Raw genomic sequence first — 16,847 nt, forward strand, 5'->3', positions numbered from 1 at the left:
AAAGGAGTACAACATGGCCTTAAAAGAATCACTGATTGAGAATAACTCGATTTTACTCAAAGCAGATGTTGCAACTTGGCAAGAAGCTATTAAGTTAGGCACGGATATGTTAGTTGCATCAAAAGCGATAGAGCCTTCGTATTACGATGCCATTATTAGCTGTGTTAAGACAATGGGGCCCTACATTATTATTGCTCCAAACTTTGCCATGCCCCATGCTAGACCTGAAGACGGAGTGAATAGAACCGCGTTTGCTTTAGTTACCTTAAAAAATCCTGTCTATTTTGAAGGTGAAGACGAACCAGTTGATGTTTTAGTTACGCTTGCTGGCAGTACTTCTGATCAGCATATGGAAGGATTAATGGAAGTAACCCAAATCTTAGATGATGAAAATAGCGAAACGGGTATTGATCTTGACAAATTAAGGCGATGTAACTCAAAAGAAGATGTTTATGCCGTTATTGAACAGGCTATAAGTAGGGGGGAGTTATGTATCAAGCTTTAAAAGAAAGTGTCTTGCAAGCCAACTTATTGCTACCAAAATATAATTTAGTCACTTTTACGTGGGGTAATGTCTCTGAAATTGATCGCACTAGAGACGTTATTGCCATTAAGCCTTCTGGCGTTGAGTATAGCACTATGACCGTTGACGATATCGTGGTGGTTTCATTAACGGGCGACATTGTTGAAGGGAAGTTAAATCCTTCAAGCGATACTGCAACGCATATCGAACTGTATAAAGCATTTCCTGCTATTGGTGGTATTGTGCATACGCATTCACGTTATGCAACCATTTGGGCTCAGGCTGAATTAGATATTCCTGCTTTAGGCACCACTCATGCAGATTACTTTTATGGCGATGTGCCCTGCACACGTAAATTGACCGATAGCGAAATTGCGACTGATTACGAAAAAAACACCGGCTTAGTTATTGTTGAAGAATTTAAATACCGCGGGCTTGATCCTGTCGCAATGCCGGGAGCGGTGATTTCGGGGCATGCGCCATTTTGCTGGGGTAAAAGCGCCTTTGATGCTGTGCATAACGCCGTTGTACTTGAAGAAGTCGCCATGATGGCATTGGCAACCCGTCAATTGAATCAAACAATTAAAATCCAACAAACTTTATCCGATAAGCACTACTTTCGCAAACATGGTGCGAATGCTTACTACGGTCAAAAATAAAAGAGATAAGGAGAAAAACATGTCAACACCTAAATTACAAATCGCGTTAGATCAAACCGAGTTAACTCTGGCATTAGACGTTGCTCAAAATGTAGCTGGGTTTGTCGATATCATCGAGGTCGGTACTATTTTGGCATTTGGAGCAGGAATGCAAAGTGTTAAACGTTTAAGACAACTCTATCCAAATCATATTTTGGTGTGTGATTTAAAAACGACTGATGGTGGAGCTATTTTGGCTAAAATGGCTTTTTCTGCTGGTGCAAATTGGTTAACCGTGTCGGCAGCAGCGCATATTGCAACTGTTGAGGCATGTAAAAAAGTTGCCGATGAATTTAAAGGTGAAATTCAAATTGAATTATATGGCCATTGGACTTTAGAAGATGCAAAAGCGTGGCGAAAATTAGGCATTAAGCAAGCAATATATCATCGGTCACGCGATGCTGAACTTGCTGGTATCGGCTGGGGTGAAGATGACCTAACTAAAATGCGTCAACTTTCCGATTTAGGGCTAGAACTGTCAATTACAGGAGGCATTGTACCTGAAGATATACATCTATTTGCAGGTATTAAAACTAAAGCGTTTATTGCGGGGCGTGCTTTGGCTAATGAAAACGGCAAAAAAACCGCTCAAGCATTAAAAGAACAAATAACTCAATATTGGTAATTACCATCATGTGGCCGTTAATTGGGCCATTTTTCTTTTTTGTTTAATTATTATTAGGTGGTCACTATGCCGCAAAGTACAGATATATCAAGAACAATGTATCAATCTAAAACGACTCCTCGTATAGGGATTTATGAAAAAGCATTGCCTACCGAACTATCATGGCAAAATAAATTAAATGAAGCTAAAACATTAGGATTTGATTTTGTCGAAATTTCAGTCGATGAGTCGCATGCGCGTCGTGCAAGGTTAGATTGGTCTGATGATGAGATATATTCGCTTAGACATTTATGCGAAAAGACTGGTATACCAATTCATTCTATGTGTCTTAGTGCTCATCGTAAATATCCGTTTGGATCAGCAAATAGCGATATTAGAAAAGAAGCCAAAGCCATAATGGATAAAGCAATTACGTTTGCTTATAAATTGGGTATAAGGGTGATTCAGCTTGCTGGATATGATGTGTATTATGAACCGTCTGATTTGCAAACACATCAACGTTTTATTGAAGGAATTAAATGGGCAGCAAAACAGGCCGAGCGAGTTGGCATAATGTTGGCAGTTGAAATTATGGATACGCAATATCTTAACTGTTTAAGTAAATTTGAAATTCTAAAAAAAGAAATTAACTCGCCTTATTTTATGGCTTATCCAGACGTTGGAAACATCACAGGATGGAATTACGATACTTGCACCGAATTAATGTTAAGTTGTGAGCATATTGTACAGATTCACTTAAAGGACACTCATAAAGTTAAACCCAATTATCCAGGTCAGTTTAGAGATCTTATCATAGGTGAAGGAGAAGTTGATTTTACTGCTATATTCAAAACGCTTAATGCCATGAATTATGTAGCACCCTTAGTTATCGAAATGTGGGCAAATGATGATAACTGGAAATCCAATATTATCACCGCTCAAAAACGATTAAAAGCAATAGGTGACAAAACAGATTTTCCGCTTTTTTGCTAATATTTTAATCATTTTTATTCCTTAAAGGATTAATACCATTGCTGTGATTGGGGGTGTTAAGCTCCTCGCAAGCCATTTAATGGTGGAGATTAACATTAAATAGTTTAACGTGTATTAAGTTTTGTGGTTAATGACGAAAACCAAGCTTTAACTCGCAGTTTATATTTTTATTTATCTTTTTATCTGCACGAGTTACAAATTTTATATATGTGTTTGCTTAGACATGATTATTTACCCTTTGCACTGCTATGTCTATCGTGTAATATAGATAGCATTATAAAAAAATGGAAAGAATTGCGGATATTGTATGAAATCAACGATAAAATCACTCTCTATCTTTTTTGTTACTTTGGCATTAGTGGGATGTGGATTAAAGGGCCCACTTTATCAGCCAGTTGAAAAGGCACAAACGCAACAAACCAAACTAACAACAACTGCCTCAATTCAATCTAATCTATTGATTAAAAATGCATAGTGGAGTAAGGTAATGGACTTTTTAAATTATAGACATGCTCGCTTATTTGCCAATCAAATAGCTATAGCCGCTCTTGCTAAGCACTATGGAACCCCGTTATATGTTTATTCGGCTGCTCACATAAGTAAACAGTTTTTAGCCTATGAACAAGCTTTGATCAATAATAAGCATTTAGTTTGTTATGCGGTTAAAGCTAATAGTAATTTAGCTGTTTTAAGTTTACTGGTAAAACTGGGGGCTGGTTTTGATATTGTTTCACAAGGTGAGTTAGAGCGAGTATTAAAAGCGGGTGCCGATCCTAAAAAAATCGTTTTTTCTGGTGTTGCTAAATCAATCGTTGAAATTGAACGTGCGCTTGAAGTTGGCATTAAATGCTTTAATGTTGAATCTGAAGCCGAATTGTACCGAATTGATGAAGTTGCCAAACGATTAAATAAAACTGCACCAATTTCATTAAGAATCAATCCCGATGTAGATGCTAAAACACATCCTTATATCTCAACAGGTCTACGCGAAAATAAATTTGGGATTAGCTATGAGTTAGCTTTAGATGTTTACCGAAAGGCACGATCATTGGTTAATATTAATATTGTTGGTATTGATTGTCATATTGGTTCACAGTTAACTCAACTATCGCCATTTCTTGATGCTGCCGATCGCATACTCGCCTTAGTAGATAAACTACAATCGGATAATATTGTTATTAAACATATCGATTTAGGCGGTGGTTTAGGCGTGTGTTATAATAATGAGCAACCTCCTGCAGCATCACAACTTGTTACTGAGTTAAAAAACAAATTAGCTAATTATCCCGATATTGAAATTTTGTTTGAGCCAGGACGATCTATTGTTGCTAATTCAGGTGTGTTAATTACTAAAGTAGAATATACCAAACACCAAGATGGTAACCATTTTGCGATTGTTGATGCGGGGATGAATGACTTGATCCGTCCAGCACTTTACGATGCTTGGATGAACATATTGCCCGAAAAACAACCACAAGCTGGCGATGAATCTTTGGTATACAATGTTGTTGGGCCAATATGTGAATCAAGCGATGTACTGGCTTATCAGCGCCAGCTTTCGGTTAACCAAGATGATCTATTGGTCATTTGTGGCGCTGGTGCTTATGGCTTTAGTATGGCATCGAATTACAATAGTCATCCAAGGCCTGCCGAAGTGATGCTCATTGATGAACAACAACATAAATTAATCCGTGAGCGTGAATCTTTTGAAGATTTATGGCGCGGTGAAGTGGTTTTATAATATTTACATTATATCGAAATGCTCAATCACAATAGCATTTCCTTTTGAAGTTGCTGCTGGTTAACAGCCTAAACAGAAGAATAACAAACTAACATGTTTGACAATAGAAGGTAAACTAACGATGAACTTTTCAAAAATGCATGGACTCGGAAATGATTTTATGGTTATTGATGCAGTGACGCAAAATGTTCATCTTTCGACAGAAATGATTAAACGCATGGCAGATAGGTATACGGGGGTCGGGTTTGATCAGCTTCTTATTGTTGAGCCTCCTTATGTACCCGATAGTGATTTTCATTATCGTATTTTTAATTCCGATGGTTCTGAAGTCGAGCAGTGTGGTAATGGTGCTCGTTGTTTTGCACGTTTTGTTCGTTTAAAAGGATTAAGCCGAAAACGCGTGTTAAAAGTCAGCACCATGAGAGGTAATATTGTATTAACCGTCAATGATGATGATACAGTACGTGTGAATATGGGGGAGCCCATTTTCGAACCCAATAAAATCCCTTTCAAGGCTATTAAAGAAGAAAAAACTTATATCATTCGCGTACAAGAACAGACCATATTATGTGGTGTTGCATCTATGGGTAATCCTCACTGTGTGATTCAAGTTGATGATATTGTAACCGCAGAAGTTGCAACACTCGGATCACTATTAGAGCAACATGAGCGCTTTCCTGAACGCGCCAATATTGGGTTTATGCATATTATTGATCGCGAAAACATTAATTTGCGTGTATTTGAACGTGGGGTTGGCGAAACGCAAGCTTGTGGTACCGGGGCTTGTGCTGCGGTAGCAGTTGGTATTAATCAAGGGTTATTAAACCAACGCGTTAATGTTAATTTGCCAGGTGGCAAATTATTAATTGAATGGAAAGGTGGCAAGCATTCCCTTTATATGACTGGACCTGCTACGCATGTGTATGATGGCTTTATTGCCATTTAATTTTGATATTTTTACTGTATGGCTCTAACATTTGTTGATAGAAAACTTCATAAAATAAACTGATAATGGTGTTGATTTTATTTTATTTTTATGTTTGGCGTGATTCAATCAAAAGTAGAAAGCATTAGAAATATAAGATAATACGATAGACGTTAATTATGGTTGCTAAAAATACACGAAAGTTGAGAGCAAAACAAATACAACAACAGCCCTCATCGGAAAAATTAAATGACGACATTGTGAGTCAATATCTTATTGATAACCCTGATTTTTTTATGCGAAATGCGCGGTATGTTGAGTACATGCGAGTGCCCCACCCCGTTCGGGGGATTATTTCGTTACCTGAATGGAATATGGCTCGTCAGCGTAACAAAATTAAGCAATTAGAGTGTGAAATATCATTATTAATGGAACATGCCAGTGCTAACGAATTGCTGTTTAGACAACTGATGGATTTACAAATTGAATTGATTAAAGCGCAGGATCTCAATCAATTGATTGTATTATTAAATACATGGGCAAAATCGTTAGGCCTTAGCGGAGCTTATTTATATCTCTTTGACGATAAATGGCTGCTTAGTGCACCGTCAAATTACCATCACTTAGCTTTAAATTCATCACAATTTGATTTTATTCGTGTTAGACATTTACAGTATACTCAACAATATTTAGGCACTTTAAATTCAACTGAACTTGATTTTTTATTACCTGAACATGGTTATGTTGGGTCGGTGGCTTTATCTTTATTAGGGCAATTTGGAGATTTAGGGCTTTTAATGTTTACTAGCACTAATCCAGAACATTATCAAGCTGGGCAAGGTACATTGTTACTTGAGAAAATGAGTGAAATTTTGCCTATTTTAATTAGCCGATGGATTATGCGAAAAAAATAAGGAAATATCATGGTTCAGCTTAACGAAAATGCTAATGCTTCCTTAACATTGCCTGTCGATCAGTTTTTGAATTATTTAAAGTCAGAAAAGCAGCTCAGTTTAAATACTCAAATCAATTATCGACGTCAGCTTTATGCGCTTATTTCGCTGGCAAAAGAAAGTGAAATTTCAAATTGGCAGGATTTAGATTCATCAGCAGTAAGAGTGTTAATTAGTCGCAGTAAACAAAAAGGATTACAAGCAAGAAGCTTGTCATTAAGGCTATCGGCTTTGCGTAGTTTTTGTGATTGGATGGTAAAAAATGAACGTCTTACAGCTAACCCTGCTCGAGGAGTATTAAATCCAAAATTAGGTCAGCATCTGCCTAAAAATATTGATATTGACGAAATTAATCAATTGCTTGATATCGAAGCTAACGATCCGCTTTCAGTCCGCGACAGAGCAATGCTTGAAGTCATGTATGGTTCGGGGTTGCGTCTGTCCGAATTAGTTAGTCTTAATTGTCGAGAATTAAATCTTATCGATGGTGAAATTCGCGTAATGGGGAAGGGTAGTAAAGAACGGAAACTGCCATTAGGTCGGGAGTCTATCAAATGGATTAAACACTGGTTATCCATGCGAGATTTTTTTGTACCGCAAGATGATGCACTATTTATTTCAAAGTTAGGCAAACGAATTTCACCTCGTAATGTTGAAAAACGATTTGCGCAATGGGGTGTTAAACAAGGGTTAAGTAGTCACGTTCATCCACATAAATTACGCCATTCATTTGCCACCCATATGCTTGAATCAAGTCGGGACTTGCGTGCAGTTCAGGAATTGCTTGGTCATGCCGATTTATCAACGACCCAAGTTTATACCCATTTAGATTTTTCACACCTGTCAGAAGTTTATGACTCAGCCCATCCGCGAGCCAAAAGGGGAAAATAACGATGCACTTTTATCGGTCTATTCATCGTATTAAAGCATTCACATTCGATCTTGATGATACGTTATATGATAACAGTATGATTGTTGAAAAAGCGGAAGAAGAAATGGTTAAAATGCTTCAACGTCATGAACAATTATGCACTTTAACGATATCCGACTTTTTTGCTGAAAAGTATGCAGTACTGGCATCCTATCCTGAAATTTATCATGATGTCATAGTTTGGCGAATTCAAACTATTAAATCGCTATTAAGTAAAACTAATATGCCAGTATCAAAATTTGCTGATGTGATTGATGAATCTGTTACCTGTTTTAATTTTTGGCGACACAAGATAAACGTTCCTGAATCAACTCATTTGCTATTAACCAAATTGGCAACTAAATATCCTTTAGCGGTGATTACTAATGGTAACGTTGATATTCATCAAATTGGTTTGGGTAACTATTTTCAGTTTTCATTACGTGGTGGTGAACACGGGCGTTCCAAACCTTTTCCCGAGGTTTTTGATTTGGCCTCTGATAAGCTAGCTATTCCATCACATCATATTTTACATGTGGGTGATAATCTATTGACTGATGTCAATGGTGCAATTAATAACGGCTTTTTGGCTTGCTTTATCAATATTTATCATCGTGATATTTTACACCTTGATAATGCAATATGTTTGCCCCACATAGAAATAACTCAATTGTCAGAATTGGAGAATCTGTTATAATTATTTCTTTTTCTGTATAAATAGACAGTAAATTTACATAAAGATAGATTAAATTCTGATAAATTTCACTTAAAGAAACTTATCATTAGATTCTGTTCGATTACAGTCGTCAAAATATCTCGGAATATGATAAAAATATTAATAATACACTCAATATTAATGCTGGTTAATGTTTTCTATTATCAAAATAGGTTTGAATTTAATGGAAATTAATAAAACATTATTAGATGGACTGAATGCAGAGCAACAAAATGCTGTCACCACTGATAACCAATATACCATTGTTCTTGCCGGTGCTGGGAGCGGTAAAACTCGCGTTTTAGTTCATCGTATTGCTTGGCTTTGTCTTGAAAAGCATTATTCGCCTAGTTCTATTTTTGCCGTTACATTTACCAATAAAGCTGCTGCTGAAATGCAAGAACGGATTCAAGCATTAGTCGGTGAGGGTTATTTCAATGGTATGTGGGTGGGTACGTTTCATGGATTGACCCATCGTTTATTACGCATGTTCTCTGAGCAAGCTAATTTGCCACCTAATTTTCAACTTATTGATACAGAAGATCAAATTCGGCTTATCAAGCGAATTTTTCGTGAACTAAAAATCGACGAAAAACAGTGGTCAGCCAAACAGTGTGCTGGTTTTATTTCCACTCAAAAAGAAAAGGGACTTCGTGCGGATGATATTGTTCCTGAAGATCCTAAACAAGTCATGTGGCAAACGATTTATCGCGATTATCAAGCCATTTGTGATAGAGTCGGTTATGTTGATTTTTCTGAATTAATTCTAAGATCTTATGAACTGCTTTGCCGTGATAACGAAGTTTTAGCTTATTGTCATCATCGCTTTAGTAATATATTAATTGATGAATTTCAAGATACTAATAAAATTCAATATCGGTTGGTGCAAAAAATAGCGGGTAATACAGCTAATGTGATGATTGTTGGTGATGATGACCAGTCTATCTATAGTTGGCGCGGTGCTAATGCGGATAATCTTCAATTATTTAGCAATGATTATCCTGAAACAGAAATTATTCGTTTAGAGCAAAATTACCGTTCAACAGGTAATATTTTAGATGTAGCGAATAGCTTGATAGCGCAAAACCGAAATCGATTGGGTAAGAATCTATGGACTGATAGAGGCGAGGGTGAAAAAATTTCGCTTTATATTGGTTTTAATGATATCGACGAAGCAAGATTTGTTGTGAGTCAAATAAAAAAATGCCATCAAGAAGGTGAAAAGTTTGCAGATTGCGCTATTTTGTACCGCAATAATCTACAATCGCGCCTACTTGAAGATACATTATTACAAGCAGGATTACCTTACCAAATTTATGGCTCCATTCGTTTTTATGAAAGACAAGAAGTTAAATTAGCGCTTGCCTATTTGCGACTATTGCATGATCACAATAATGACATGGCGTTTGAAGCTACAATCAATACTCCAACACGAGGTGTTGGTAATATCACGCTAGATAAAGTTAGGTTGACAGCAAAGCAACATAATATTTCGTTATGGAATGCATGCTTAATGCTAATTCAAAGCAATGCATTGACTGAAAGACAGTGCTCAGGTATTAGTCGCTTTTTGGAATTGATGGAATCTATCTATAATGAAGTTGGGGAGCAACCATTTTACAAGCAGCTTGATGCCATTATTAAATTATCTGGTGTATTGCAGATGTATGAGCAAGAACCTGGTATTAAAGGGCAAGCAAGGTTAGAGAATCTTGAAGAATTAGTATCAGCCGCTGAGCAGTTCTATCGTGCTAATGAAAACACAGTTATTCAAGATAGTATAACAGGTAAAACTTTGACAGTTTTAGAATCATTTTTGGCTTATACTTCACTAGAAAGCCGAGATGTGATTAATGAACAAGATTCAGTTCAGTTAATGACACTGCATTCAGCTAAAGGTCTTGAATTTGATAATGTATTTATTGTTGGGTTAGAAGAGGGCATATTTCCAGACTTACGATCGTCTCAAGAATTCGATAAAATGGAAGAAGAAAGGCGTCTTGCTTATGTTGGTATTACTAGAGCACGTAAATGCCTAACATTGTCATTAGCTCAGATAAGGCGTCTATATGGCCGTGAGGAGCGAAATTTACCGTCACGTTTTCTAGCAGAATTACCTGTTGATAAATTAAATGAAATTAGTTATCAAGGTAATATCACGCTATCTAAGAAAAAAGAACCTTATCCTAAGAAAAAGCCTCAATGTGATGGTTATAAATTAGGTCGTAAAGTATTACATAACCGTTTTGGTGAAGGAACTATAGTCAACCTTGATGGCGAAGGCGATCACAAACGAGCACAAATTGCTTTTGTTAATGAAGGCATTAAATGGTTGGTAGTTAAACTGGCAAACCTAACTTTATTGTAGGTTTTTCTTTTGAATAAGATTGGTTAATTATGTGATTAAATGGGAATTAAGTGTTAAATTAATTCCCGCTTTTGTATATATTATTGATCAGCTTGTTCTTTTACAGCCTCAGAAAAAATTTGGTCGAACGACTTGTTGGTTCGATTGCAAATCCAATTATTATCCGCATAATCAAAATGATACCCTTGATTGCGAGTGGCTAGCCAAACTTGAAATAGTGGTTCTTGGGTATTAACAATAATCTTACTGCTATTGGGAAAACTAACTGTGATGACATTGCCGTTTGTTTCATAATCTAAATCGATGTCATGCTCATCTGCATAACCATCCAAAAACAGCTCGATTTTATTAAATAACTGATCAGCAAGCGTATGGAATTGTTTGATATTCATAAAGGTGTAATCATTCAGGTAAATAATGGCGTGATATTAGCATAAATGGATATACTCTGCCACAGCAAGGTGGCAAGAGTTAAATAAGTATTGACTTAATTATTCATTTGCAAGAGGCAAAGAACAAGCAATAACAAGTAGCTTATATTGTTCTTGGTCTTGGCTCACCGCTAACCAGCGGTTTGGCATTTGAATGGTATTAACTAATTTTCCATCACCAAAGTTGTTTTCGATTGTTCTAAGTTCACCTTTCGCTAACTCCATTTTGTCACAATTGGCATAATAATCAATTTCAATGGCGTGATAGGGCGTTACAGTACTATCATCATTTTTTTGCACTAATGCTGGGCTATAATTTGTCACTTCTTTAAACATACGAATTTTGGCATTGAAAGGATGAAGCTTAATTGAATTCCTATCTAAAAAAGAATAACCAACAGTATTATCTTCTTTTGATTTAGACGTTGGAATAAATTGTTCACCTACTCTAGGATCTTTTAAACTCTCTACTGCTGTATTGGTATTCGTTTTAGCGTCAACATTAGCTTGTTCTACAACTGCATGACTAAATGTTGCAAAAGAAAAAAGGATTAAGAATAAACTAAGTTTTTTCATTAAATATTATCTCCATGTGTTAAAGCCGCTTCTGTAGGGTTAGCTTGTGGTTGAGATTGTTGTACTTGTTTTTCTTTTTGCTTTTTCTCTTTGTAGGCTTTAATCTGTTCTTGACGTTCGGCTTCTTGTTTTTCAATGATTGGTTTTAGATCAGGGCGAGTTGCAAGAAGCGTCTCTTTATCCAAATCACCTTGAATAGAACAAAAAACACTACTTTTATTATTGGTAGAAAGTTCTAAATAAAGTGACTTATTCATCGTGCCGAGTCTTGGAATAACACCATCAATAGCATAAGGATCATTTTGCCATTCTGGCGATTTCAATTGGCGATCATAAATTTTTGCGTTTGCTATATAAATATTAGTGTTGTATGGCAACCAATTAATATTATTTAAAGTGGCTTTAATTTCATCTTCAGTATTATTAAAGATGAACCCCCAGTATAAAAAGTGACCAGATAATGAAGTTGGAATATAGATATTTTGATAACCAGTAATTTCTAAGCCACGATACTTAAGTGGTTTTTTAAACAGGACTTTATTCTTATCATTTTGTTGAATAGATTCAACAGGAATATAAGTTACGTTATCGGGTGTTGTCATTAAGTCAACATATTGACTTATTGATTCTTGATGGATAGCAAGTTGCTCAAAAAACTGATTGTTACATTGAAGAAATGTATCGATTACCTTATCAGTTTCACTCTTCTTATTGTTGGTTTGTGCAAAAGTTATACAAGAAAATAAAGCTGCACACAAAAGCACAGAAAGTTTTTTTAGAAGCATGTGAAAATCCTTTGTTCAATAATTATACTTATTGTTTTGTAAACCTATTGTAAAGTAATGTAAACGCTCGTGTCAATTAACATCCTATAAATTTTCAATAAAAATCATTAAATTTCCGTTTTTAAAAGATATTTTAACCAAATTGCTAATTGCTTTGTTTCTTAAACTAACACTGCCACCTAAGAATAGAGTTTTGTCAATCAAAGGATACTGGAAGCCGGTGATGGTTAACCCCGTTACTTTGGAAAGCGGCATGAGTGAAATGATATGATCTTTTACATTAGTAATTTCTAAATAAGGCTTGGAAAAAAAGAAATGGCAATAATTATCGTAAAAAGTGATTCGATATTGATGATAATATTTCATTGCAACAGAAATATTTCCCAAAAAGTGATCGCTAGCACGACCACAAGCACCATAAACATCAAATTCTGTTATTCCTTTACTGGCTAAAAATAAAATAGCCTTTTCAAAATCAGTCTTATTTTGGTCTGGAGTGTGAATGATTTCGGTTTCAGGCGGAATTGTTTTGTTAACCTGATAGCTGTCTAAATCTCCAATAATAAAATCAGGCTCGATTGACAATGCTGACAGATAATTATGGTAAGCGCCATCTGTACAAGCGATATAGGTGTACTTTTCTAAATTGCAAAAGTCATGCAATGGCGGCTCACCATTGACAAAGAGTAAGGCTTTATTTTGTGACATTGGCTTTCCTTTTTTGGTTTACCTGATTGGTTAATTACAATGCTAACGTATAAGCCATGATAATCGCATCTTCTTGTTTACCTTCAGTTGTTGGATAATAATTTTTTCGAACCGTTATTTGATTAAACCCCAGCGCATGGTATAACTCGATTGCAGGGCTATTTGATTGTCTGACTTCGAGCCAAAGTGTTGAAATCGGGCAGGGCGATTTTATGGTTATTAATTTATCTATCAAATGGTTGAGCAAAGCTTTTGCTAGTCCCTGTTTTCTAAAATGGGGGTGTATTACAATATTAAATAGATTTGCTTCATCAAAGGCATGTTGGCAAATGCAAAATCCGATGATTTGGTTATCAACGGCTATTTTAAAATTTAAATAACGATCGCCTTGGTTTGAAAAGAATGTCTGTTTTGACCAAGGAATAGCATGACAGATCTGTTCTAATTCAAAGGCTTTTGTTAAATCATGTTCGGTCAGGGTGGAAATAGTTTTCATATTGACATAATTGTTGCCACAGTAAGCGTTTTTGTTTTGGTGTTTTTGCAAGTTGATCTAAGCTAGTTGTTTGAATGGTTAATGGATTTTGCCAAGATTCTTCGGGCTTAACATCAATAAACCAAATCACAGTCCTAATATCATTTGCTGGTACGATGAGTTGGGATGGTGTTAATACTAACACCTGATCTTGAGTAAGGCTAATTGCATTTAATATATCCCAATAGATTTTTTGGGTTGGTTGCGCTTTGGCAACAACAATTAATCGGATCTTATCACTGATATGGGGTGCGATTTCACCTTTAAAGACATGCGTGTTACGCAAAACATATTGCGTTATATTGCATTGTTTTAGATACCAATCTTGTTGCGCCATTATTGACTTACTGTTTTTTATTAGAGATTAAGGGTAGTTAATTGTATAATCATCTCATCAAATTATAAAGTTTTTTCATTGAGGAAATATGGCAACATCTGCTTTTACTCCAGCAAGTCAAGTAATTGAGCGTCATCAAACATTATTTAACGATAAAAATGTGATCATCGCTGGTGATATTCAAGACAGTTATCCCGCTATCATGGCAGCAAATCAAGTTAAGATTCATTGCACACAATTTCATACTTATTTGCGTTTAAAAAATAGTGTTCGTGGCAAGTATACCTATTTTTCATTGTTGCCAGAAGCAGAACTCTATGCCGGTATGGATACGCTAATTTACTATTGGCCAAAAACAAAAAGCGAAGCGCAATTTCAACTTTCTTATTTATTGCATAATATGCCAAAAGGCAGTGATATTTTTATCATCGGTGAAAATAGAACAGGTGTAAAAAGCGTGGAAGCTTTATTGAGTGATTTTGGTACAATTCAAAAAATCGATAGTGCAAGGCGTTGTGGTTTATATCATTTTCAGGCGGATAGCCGTTTAGCCTTTAATCTTGATGAATGGTGGTTAAGTTATCATTTAACTATTGAAAATCAAAATATTGAAATCAAAAGTTTACCCGGTGTTTTTAGCCAAAAAGGGTTAGATGCTGGCAGCGAATTACTCTTAAATGCATTGATGGATCATGCTGATATTATTAAAGGTAATGTATTAGATGTGGGATGTGGTTCAGGCATCTTATCCACGGTGCTAGGTAAATTATACCCTGATATTACTACATTAACGTTATCTGATGTAAGCAGTTCAGCAATTGAATCAAGTAAAGCCACGTTAAACCGTAATCATGTTAATGCCACAGTTGTGGCGAGTGACGTTTTTTCAAATCTAAATGATAAATATCATCTTATTGTTTCGAATCCACCTTTTCATGATGGCAAAGAGACAAATTACACAGCCGTTAATGCGTTAATTAAAGAGGCGAAAAAACACCTAAAATTAAATGGTTATTTGTGCATTGTGGCAAATTCATTTTTACCGTATCAAACTATTTTAGATGAAACATTTAAAAGCGTTGAAGTGATTGCCCAAACGACAAAATTTAAGGTTTATCTAGCAAGCCATTAATAAGTGCAGTTTGTTTATTTTGTCTTAAAAGAGAAATAAGTTGCAATACATATCATAAGCCCTAAAAAATAGGGCGATGCTATCGCTCTATTTATAACATGTGAATATTTAGACTTAACCTGAATTCACTACTATTGATAAGAACTGTTTTTAATGCTTGAATTTCATTATCAGTAAAATCACAACGCGTAAAGTTTTGATCAAGAATAATAGGAACAGGATTATTTTTCCCGATTATGGCCAAGACATTACATTTATTTTTAGTCATATCACCTATAATAATTGGTCCACCGTTTGAGTCTTTATTAAAAACGGCTACACATTTAACATCTACACCTTGTGCATTTTTTGCATGATATATAGCAGTTATTGTTTTACCATAAGATGTTAATTTAATCGGAACAATAGCAAGAGTTAATCTTTGTCCATTGATTTCATTGATAACTTTTCTCATTTTATGTATTCTTAAGATAGTTACTAAACCCATCCATACAGGCAACATAAATAAAAGAGTAAGAACAGTCGTAATCACAAATACCTTCAGCATATTATCAATAGCTAAATTGATTGTTACTAGTGAAGGATCATCGGCAGAAGCCACAGTTACAACTTGATTATTTTTGCTTATTCCACCAGGGAGAGCTCGCTTAATAACTTGTCCTGTATTAGTGGTAATTTTCACTGAACAATTCTCAATAATACGTCTTGTATTACATTTTACTTCTGCATGATAGTCAACCACAACTGGATTCCGTGATATTTTATAATCATCAATTAATCCAGGATAATGATTCAGGGCCATAAACATAGCTAATGCAAAGCAAAATATTATCGCAAATATTGTTTTTATTTGATGTAATATGCCTTCTTGCTTTAGTTTCATAACTTTTAAAGGGCGAGTTGGAAATACTTCCACTACTTTATTCATCAATCCCATTTTATCGTTTCCTTATTAAAAATAAAAATTTCATGCTTAAAGGCTGAAATTGTGAATTTAAAAGCTAACCTTTAATCACAATAAAATAAATAAGTTATTAGGGCGTGTTGATCTTTCGTGATTATTTTTTAGACGGCATGATGTGAGTTATAATAATTCTGCAAAAAACAACCATAACTCGATTCATCATGCCAAGAACAATGCTAACAGATAAACGGTGGGAAAAGCTACTACAAATAATGAAAAATACCGGCCGAGTTTATAATAAATCCGAGCATCGGATGACGTTTGAAGGGCTCCTTTTCCGAATGAGAACCGGTATTCCTTGGCGAGATTTGCCAGAAGAGTTTGGTGAATGGAGCACCGTCTATAGACGATTTAATTTGTGGTCTAAAAAAGGAATATTAGTTGATATTTTCAAACATTTATCACAACTAGCGGATTTTGAATGGGTGTTCCTAGATGGCTCGATTATCAGGGCTCATCAACATAGTACAGGCGCTGCAACGGAGCATTCCGAGCAAATAGGTCAGAGCTGTGGTGGTCATTCAACTAAAATTCATCTTGCGGTTGATAGTGGTGGTTTGCCTATTTGTTTTGATCTTTCTGAAGGACAACGACATGATATCACTTATGCAGAAAACCTAGTTGAAAAGCTCGATGAAGTGAATACAGTGATAGCCGATAAAGGTTATGACAGCGAGCCATTTCGGTGCTTTGTTCGTCAAAAAGGCGGACGAACGGTGATTGCTAAACGTAATGATGGTAAGGATATAGATAAAAGCAGTATGGATAGGTGCCTTTATCGCTATCGTCATTTAGTCGAGAATGCCTTTGCTAGAATCAAGCAATATCGTTCAATATCAACTAGATACGATAAGTTAGAAAGGAATTATGCCAGTATGGTATCACTGGCATTTATGTTAATGTGGCTGCCAATGTATTGTTGAGTAATTTATGTACAGTAAAGATCAAC

Annotated in this window: 20 protein-coding genes; 13 read left to right on the forward strand and 7 right to left on the reverse strand. The window is 35.6% G+C overall.

The genetic code is table 11. From position 1 onward, the window contains the following. Positions 1-13: 13 nt before the first annotated feature. The 11 genes from GYY69_RS02555 to uvrD all read left to right on the forward strand — a co-directional run bounded on the left by GYY69_RS02555 (position 14) and on the right by uvrD (position 10,430). Positions 14-505: a PTS sugar transporter subunit IIA gene (locus GYY69_RS02555; protein WP_174796276.1), complete on the forward strand. Its 492-nt coding sequence runs from the start codon at positions 14-16 to the stop codon at positions 503-505. After that, positions 490-1,182, forward strand: a complete 693-nt coding sequence (locus GYY69_RS02560; protein ID WP_174796277.1) for an L-ribulose-5-phosphate 4-epimerase — start codon at positions 490-492, stop codon at positions 1,180-1,182. The genes GYY69_RS02555 and GYY69_RS02560 overlap by 16 nt, the downstream gene beginning before the upstream one ends. 19 nt (positions 1,183-1,201) lie before the next feature. Beyond that, the gene (locus GYY69_RS02565) at positions 1,202-1,846 is read left to right on the forward strand and encodes a 3-keto-L-gulonate-6-phosphate decarboxylase UlaD (RefSeq protein WP_174796278.1); all 645 of its coding nucleotides are present in this window, start codon (positions 1,202-1,204) and stop codon (positions 1,844-1,846) included. 96 nt (positions 1,847-1,942) lie between these two features. Continuing rightward, positions 1,943-2,818 (forward strand): L-ribulose-5-phosphate 3-epimerase, encoded by an 876-nt coding sequence (locus tag GYY69_RS02570; protein WP_174796390.1) that lies wholly within the window; start codon positions 1,943-1,945, stop codon positions 2,816-2,818. 307 nt (positions 2,819-3,125) lie between these two features. Next, a complete protein-coding gene (gene lptM, locus GYY69_RS02575; protein ID WP_174796279.1) occupies positions 3,126-3,293 on the forward strand; it encodes an LPS translocon maturation chaperone LptM in 168 nt (55 codons plus the stop codon). Positions 3,294-3,305: 12 nt separating this feature from the next. Further along, on the forward strand, positions 3,306-4,559 hold the full coding sequence (gene lysA / locus GYY69_RS02580; protein ID WP_174796280.1) for a diaminopimelate decarboxylase: 1,254 nt from the start codon (positions 3,306-3,308) through the stop codon (positions 4,557-4,559). Positions 4,560-4,680: 121 nt separating this feature from the next. Further along, positions 4,681-5,505 carry a diaminopimelate epimerase gene (dapF, locus tag GYY69_RS02585; protein WP_174796281.1) on the forward strand — a complete coding sequence of 275 codons (825 nt, stop codon included), beginning with the start codon at positions 4,681-4,683 and terminating at the stop codon, positions 5,503-5,505. A gap of 158 nt (positions 5,506-5,663) precedes the next feature. Continuing rightward, entirely contained in the window at positions 5,664-6,398 is a 735-nt protein-coding gene (locus tag GYY69_RS02590) for a DUF484 family protein (RefSeq protein WP_174796282.1), read from the forward strand. A gap of 9 nt (positions 6,399-6,407) precedes the next feature. Next, positions 6,408-7,328, forward strand: a complete 921-nt coding sequence (gene xerC, locus GYY69_RS02595; RefSeq protein ID WP_174796283.1) for a tyrosine recombinase XerC — start codon at positions 6,408-6,410, stop codon at positions 7,326-7,328. A gap of 2 nt (positions 7,329-7,330) precedes the next feature. Beyond that, entirely contained in the window at positions 7,331-8,044 is a 714-nt protein-coding gene (gene yigB, locus GYY69_RS02600; RefSeq protein WP_174796284.1) for a 5-amino-6-(5-phospho-D-ribitylamino)uracil phosphatase YigB, read from the forward strand. 202 nt (positions 8,045-8,246) lie between these two features. Then, a complete protein-coding gene (gene uvrD, locus GYY69_RS02605; protein WP_174796285.1) occupies positions 8,247-10,430 on the forward strand; it encodes a DNA helicase II in 2,184 nt (727 codons plus the stop codon). Between the two features lie 80 nt (positions 10,431-10,510). On the opposite strand, the gene cyaY is transcribed toward uvrD, so the two are convergent. From cyaY to GYY69_RS02635, 6 genes are all read right to left on the reverse strand, one after another. Then, positions 10,511-10,822 carry an iron donor protein CyaY gene (gene cyaY / locus GYY69_RS02610; RefSeq protein WP_174796286.1) on the reverse strand — a complete coding sequence of 104 codons (312 nt, stop codon included), beginning with the start codon at positions 10,820-10,822 and terminating at the stop codon, positions 10,511-10,513. Between the two features lie 99 nt (positions 10,823-10,921). Next, entirely contained in the window at positions 10,922-11,437 is a 516-nt protein-coding gene (locus GYY69_RS02615; RefSeq protein WP_174796287.1) for a surface-adhesin E family protein, read from the reverse strand. Next, positions 11,437-12,222, reverse strand: a complete 786-nt coding sequence (locus tag GYY69_RS02620; protein ID WP_174796288.1) for a hypothetical protein — start codon at positions 12,220-12,222, stop codon at positions 11,437-11,439. The genes GYY69_RS02615 and GYY69_RS02620 overlap by 1 nt, the downstream gene beginning before the upstream one ends. A gap of 84 nt (positions 12,223-12,306) precedes the next feature. Further along, entirely contained in the window at positions 12,307-12,930 is a 624-nt protein-coding gene (locus GYY69_RS02625) for a thiamine diphosphokinase (RefSeq protein ID WP_174796289.1), read from the reverse strand. Positions 12,931-12,964: 34 nt separating this feature from the next. Then, on the reverse strand, positions 12,965-13,426 hold the full coding sequence (gene rimI / locus GYY69_RS02630; RefSeq protein ID WP_174796290.1) for a ribosomal protein S18-alanine N-acetyltransferase: 462 nt from the start codon (positions 13,424-13,426) through the stop codon (positions 12,965-12,967). Beyond that, positions 13,395-13,802: a DNA polymerase III subunit psi gene (locus tag GYY69_RS02635; protein WP_174796291.1), complete on the reverse strand. Its 408-nt coding sequence runs from the start codon at positions 13,800-13,802 to the stop codon at positions 13,395-13,397. The genes rimI and GYY69_RS02635 overlap by 32 nt, the downstream gene beginning before the upstream one ends. Before the next feature lie 88 nt (positions 13,803-13,890). Here GYY69_RS02635 and rsmC point away from each other — a divergent pair, with 88 nt between their 5' ends. Then, positions 13,891-14,934 carry a 16S rRNA (guanine(1207)-N(2))-methyltransferase RsmC gene (gene rsmC / locus GYY69_RS02640; RefSeq protein WP_174796292.1) on the forward strand — a complete coding sequence of 348 codons (1,044 nt, stop codon included), beginning with the start codon at positions 13,891-13,893 and terminating at the stop codon, positions 14,932-14,934. A gap of 91 nt (positions 14,935-15,025) precedes the next feature. Here the strand turns inward: rsmC and GYY69_RS02645 are convergent, their stop codons facing one another. Further along, a complete protein-coding gene (locus tag GYY69_RS02645) occupies positions 15,026-15,871 on the reverse strand; it encodes a hypothetical protein (RefSeq protein ID WP_174796293.1) in 846 nt (281 codons plus the stop codon). 188 nt (positions 15,872-16,059) lie between these two features. On the opposite strand from GYY69_RS02645, the gene GYY69_RS02650 reads away from it, so the two are divergent. Continuing rightward, positions 16,060-16,821 (forward strand): IS5 family transposase, encoded by a 762-nt coding sequence (locus tag GYY69_RS02650; RefSeq protein WP_174796294.1) that lies wholly within the window; start codon positions 16,060-16,062, stop codon positions 16,819-16,821. Positions 16,822-16,847: the final 26 nt, after the last annotated feature.

Source organism: Gilliamella sp. ESL0250, from assembly GCF_013345045.1.
In the GTDB taxonomy this organism is placed as follows: domain Bacteria; phylum Pseudomonadota; class Gammaproteobacteria; order Enterobacterales; family Orbaceae; genus Gilliamella; species Gilliamella apicola_H.

Coding starts and splice junctions, on each gene's coding strand:
- GYY69_RS02555 (WP_174796276.1), top strand. CDS start 14: ATGGCCTTAAAAGAATCACTGATTGAGAATAACTCGATTTTACTCAAA.
- GYY69_RS02560 (WP_174796277.1), top strand. CDS start 490: ATGTATCAAGCTTTAAAAGAAAGTGTCTTGCAAGCCAACTTATTGCTA.
- GYY69_RS02565 (WP_174796278.1), top strand. CDS start 1,202: ATGTCAACACCTAAATTACAAATCGCGTTAGATCAAACCGAGTTAACT.
- GYY69_RS02570 (WP_174796390.1), top strand. CDS start 1,943: ATGTATCAATCTAAAACGACTCCTCGTATAGGGATTTATGAAAAAGCA.
- lptM (WP_174796279.1), top strand. CDS start 3,126: ATGAAATCAACGATAAAATCACTCTCTATCTTTTTTGTTACTTTGGCA.
- lysA (WP_174796280.1), top strand. CDS start 3,306: ATGGACTTTTTAAATTATAGACATGCTCGCTTATTTGCCAATCAAATA.
- dapF (WP_174796281.1), top strand. CDS start 4,681: ATGAACTTTTCAAAAATGCATGGACTCGGAAATGATTTTATGGTTATT.
- GYY69_RS02590 (WP_174796282.1), top strand. CDS start 5,664: ATGGTTGCTAAAAATACACGAAAGTTGAGAGCAAAACAAATACAACAA.
- xerC (WP_174796283.1), top strand. CDS start 6,408: ATGGTTCAGCTTAACGAAAATGCTAATGCTTCCTTAACATTGCCTGTC.
- yigB (WP_174796284.1), top strand. CDS start 7,331: ATGCACTTTTATCGGTCTATTCATCGTATTAAAGCATTCACATTCGAT.
- uvrD (WP_174796285.1), top strand. CDS start 8,247: ATGGAAATTAATAAAACATTATTAGATGGACTGAATGCAGAGCAACAA.
- cyaY (WP_174796286.1), bottom strand. CDS start 10,822: ATGAATATCAAACAATTCCATACGCTTGCTGATCAGTTATTTAATAAA.
- GYY69_RS02615 (WP_174796287.1), bottom strand. CDS start 11,437: ATGAAAAAACTTAGTTTATTCTTAATCCTTTTTTCTTTTGCAACATTT.
- GYY69_RS02620 (WP_174796288.1), bottom strand. CDS start 12,222: ATGCTTCTAAAAAAACTTTCTGTGCTTTTGTGTGCAGCTTTATTTTCT.
- GYY69_RS02625 (WP_174796289.1), bottom strand. CDS start 12,930: ATGTCACAAAATAAAGCCTTACTCTTTGTCAATGGTGAGCCGCCATTG.
- rimI (WP_174796290.1), bottom strand. CDS start 13,426: ATGAAAACTATTTCCACCCTGACCGAACATGATTTAACAAAAGCCTTT.
- GYY69_RS02635 (WP_174796291.1), bottom strand. CDS start 13,802: ATGGCGCAACAAGATTGGTATCTAAAACAATGCAATATAACGCAATAT.
- rsmC (WP_174796292.1), top strand. CDS start 13,891: ATGGCAACATCTGCTTTTACTCCAGCAAGTCAAGTAATTGAGCGTCAT.
- GYY69_RS02645 (WP_174796293.1), bottom strand. CDS start 15,871: ATGGGATTGATGAATAAAGTAGTGGAAGTATTTCCAACTCGCCCTTTA.
- GYY69_RS02650 (WP_174796294.1), top strand. CDS start 16,060: ATGCCAAGAACAATGCTAACAGATAAACGGTGGGAAAAGCTACTACAA.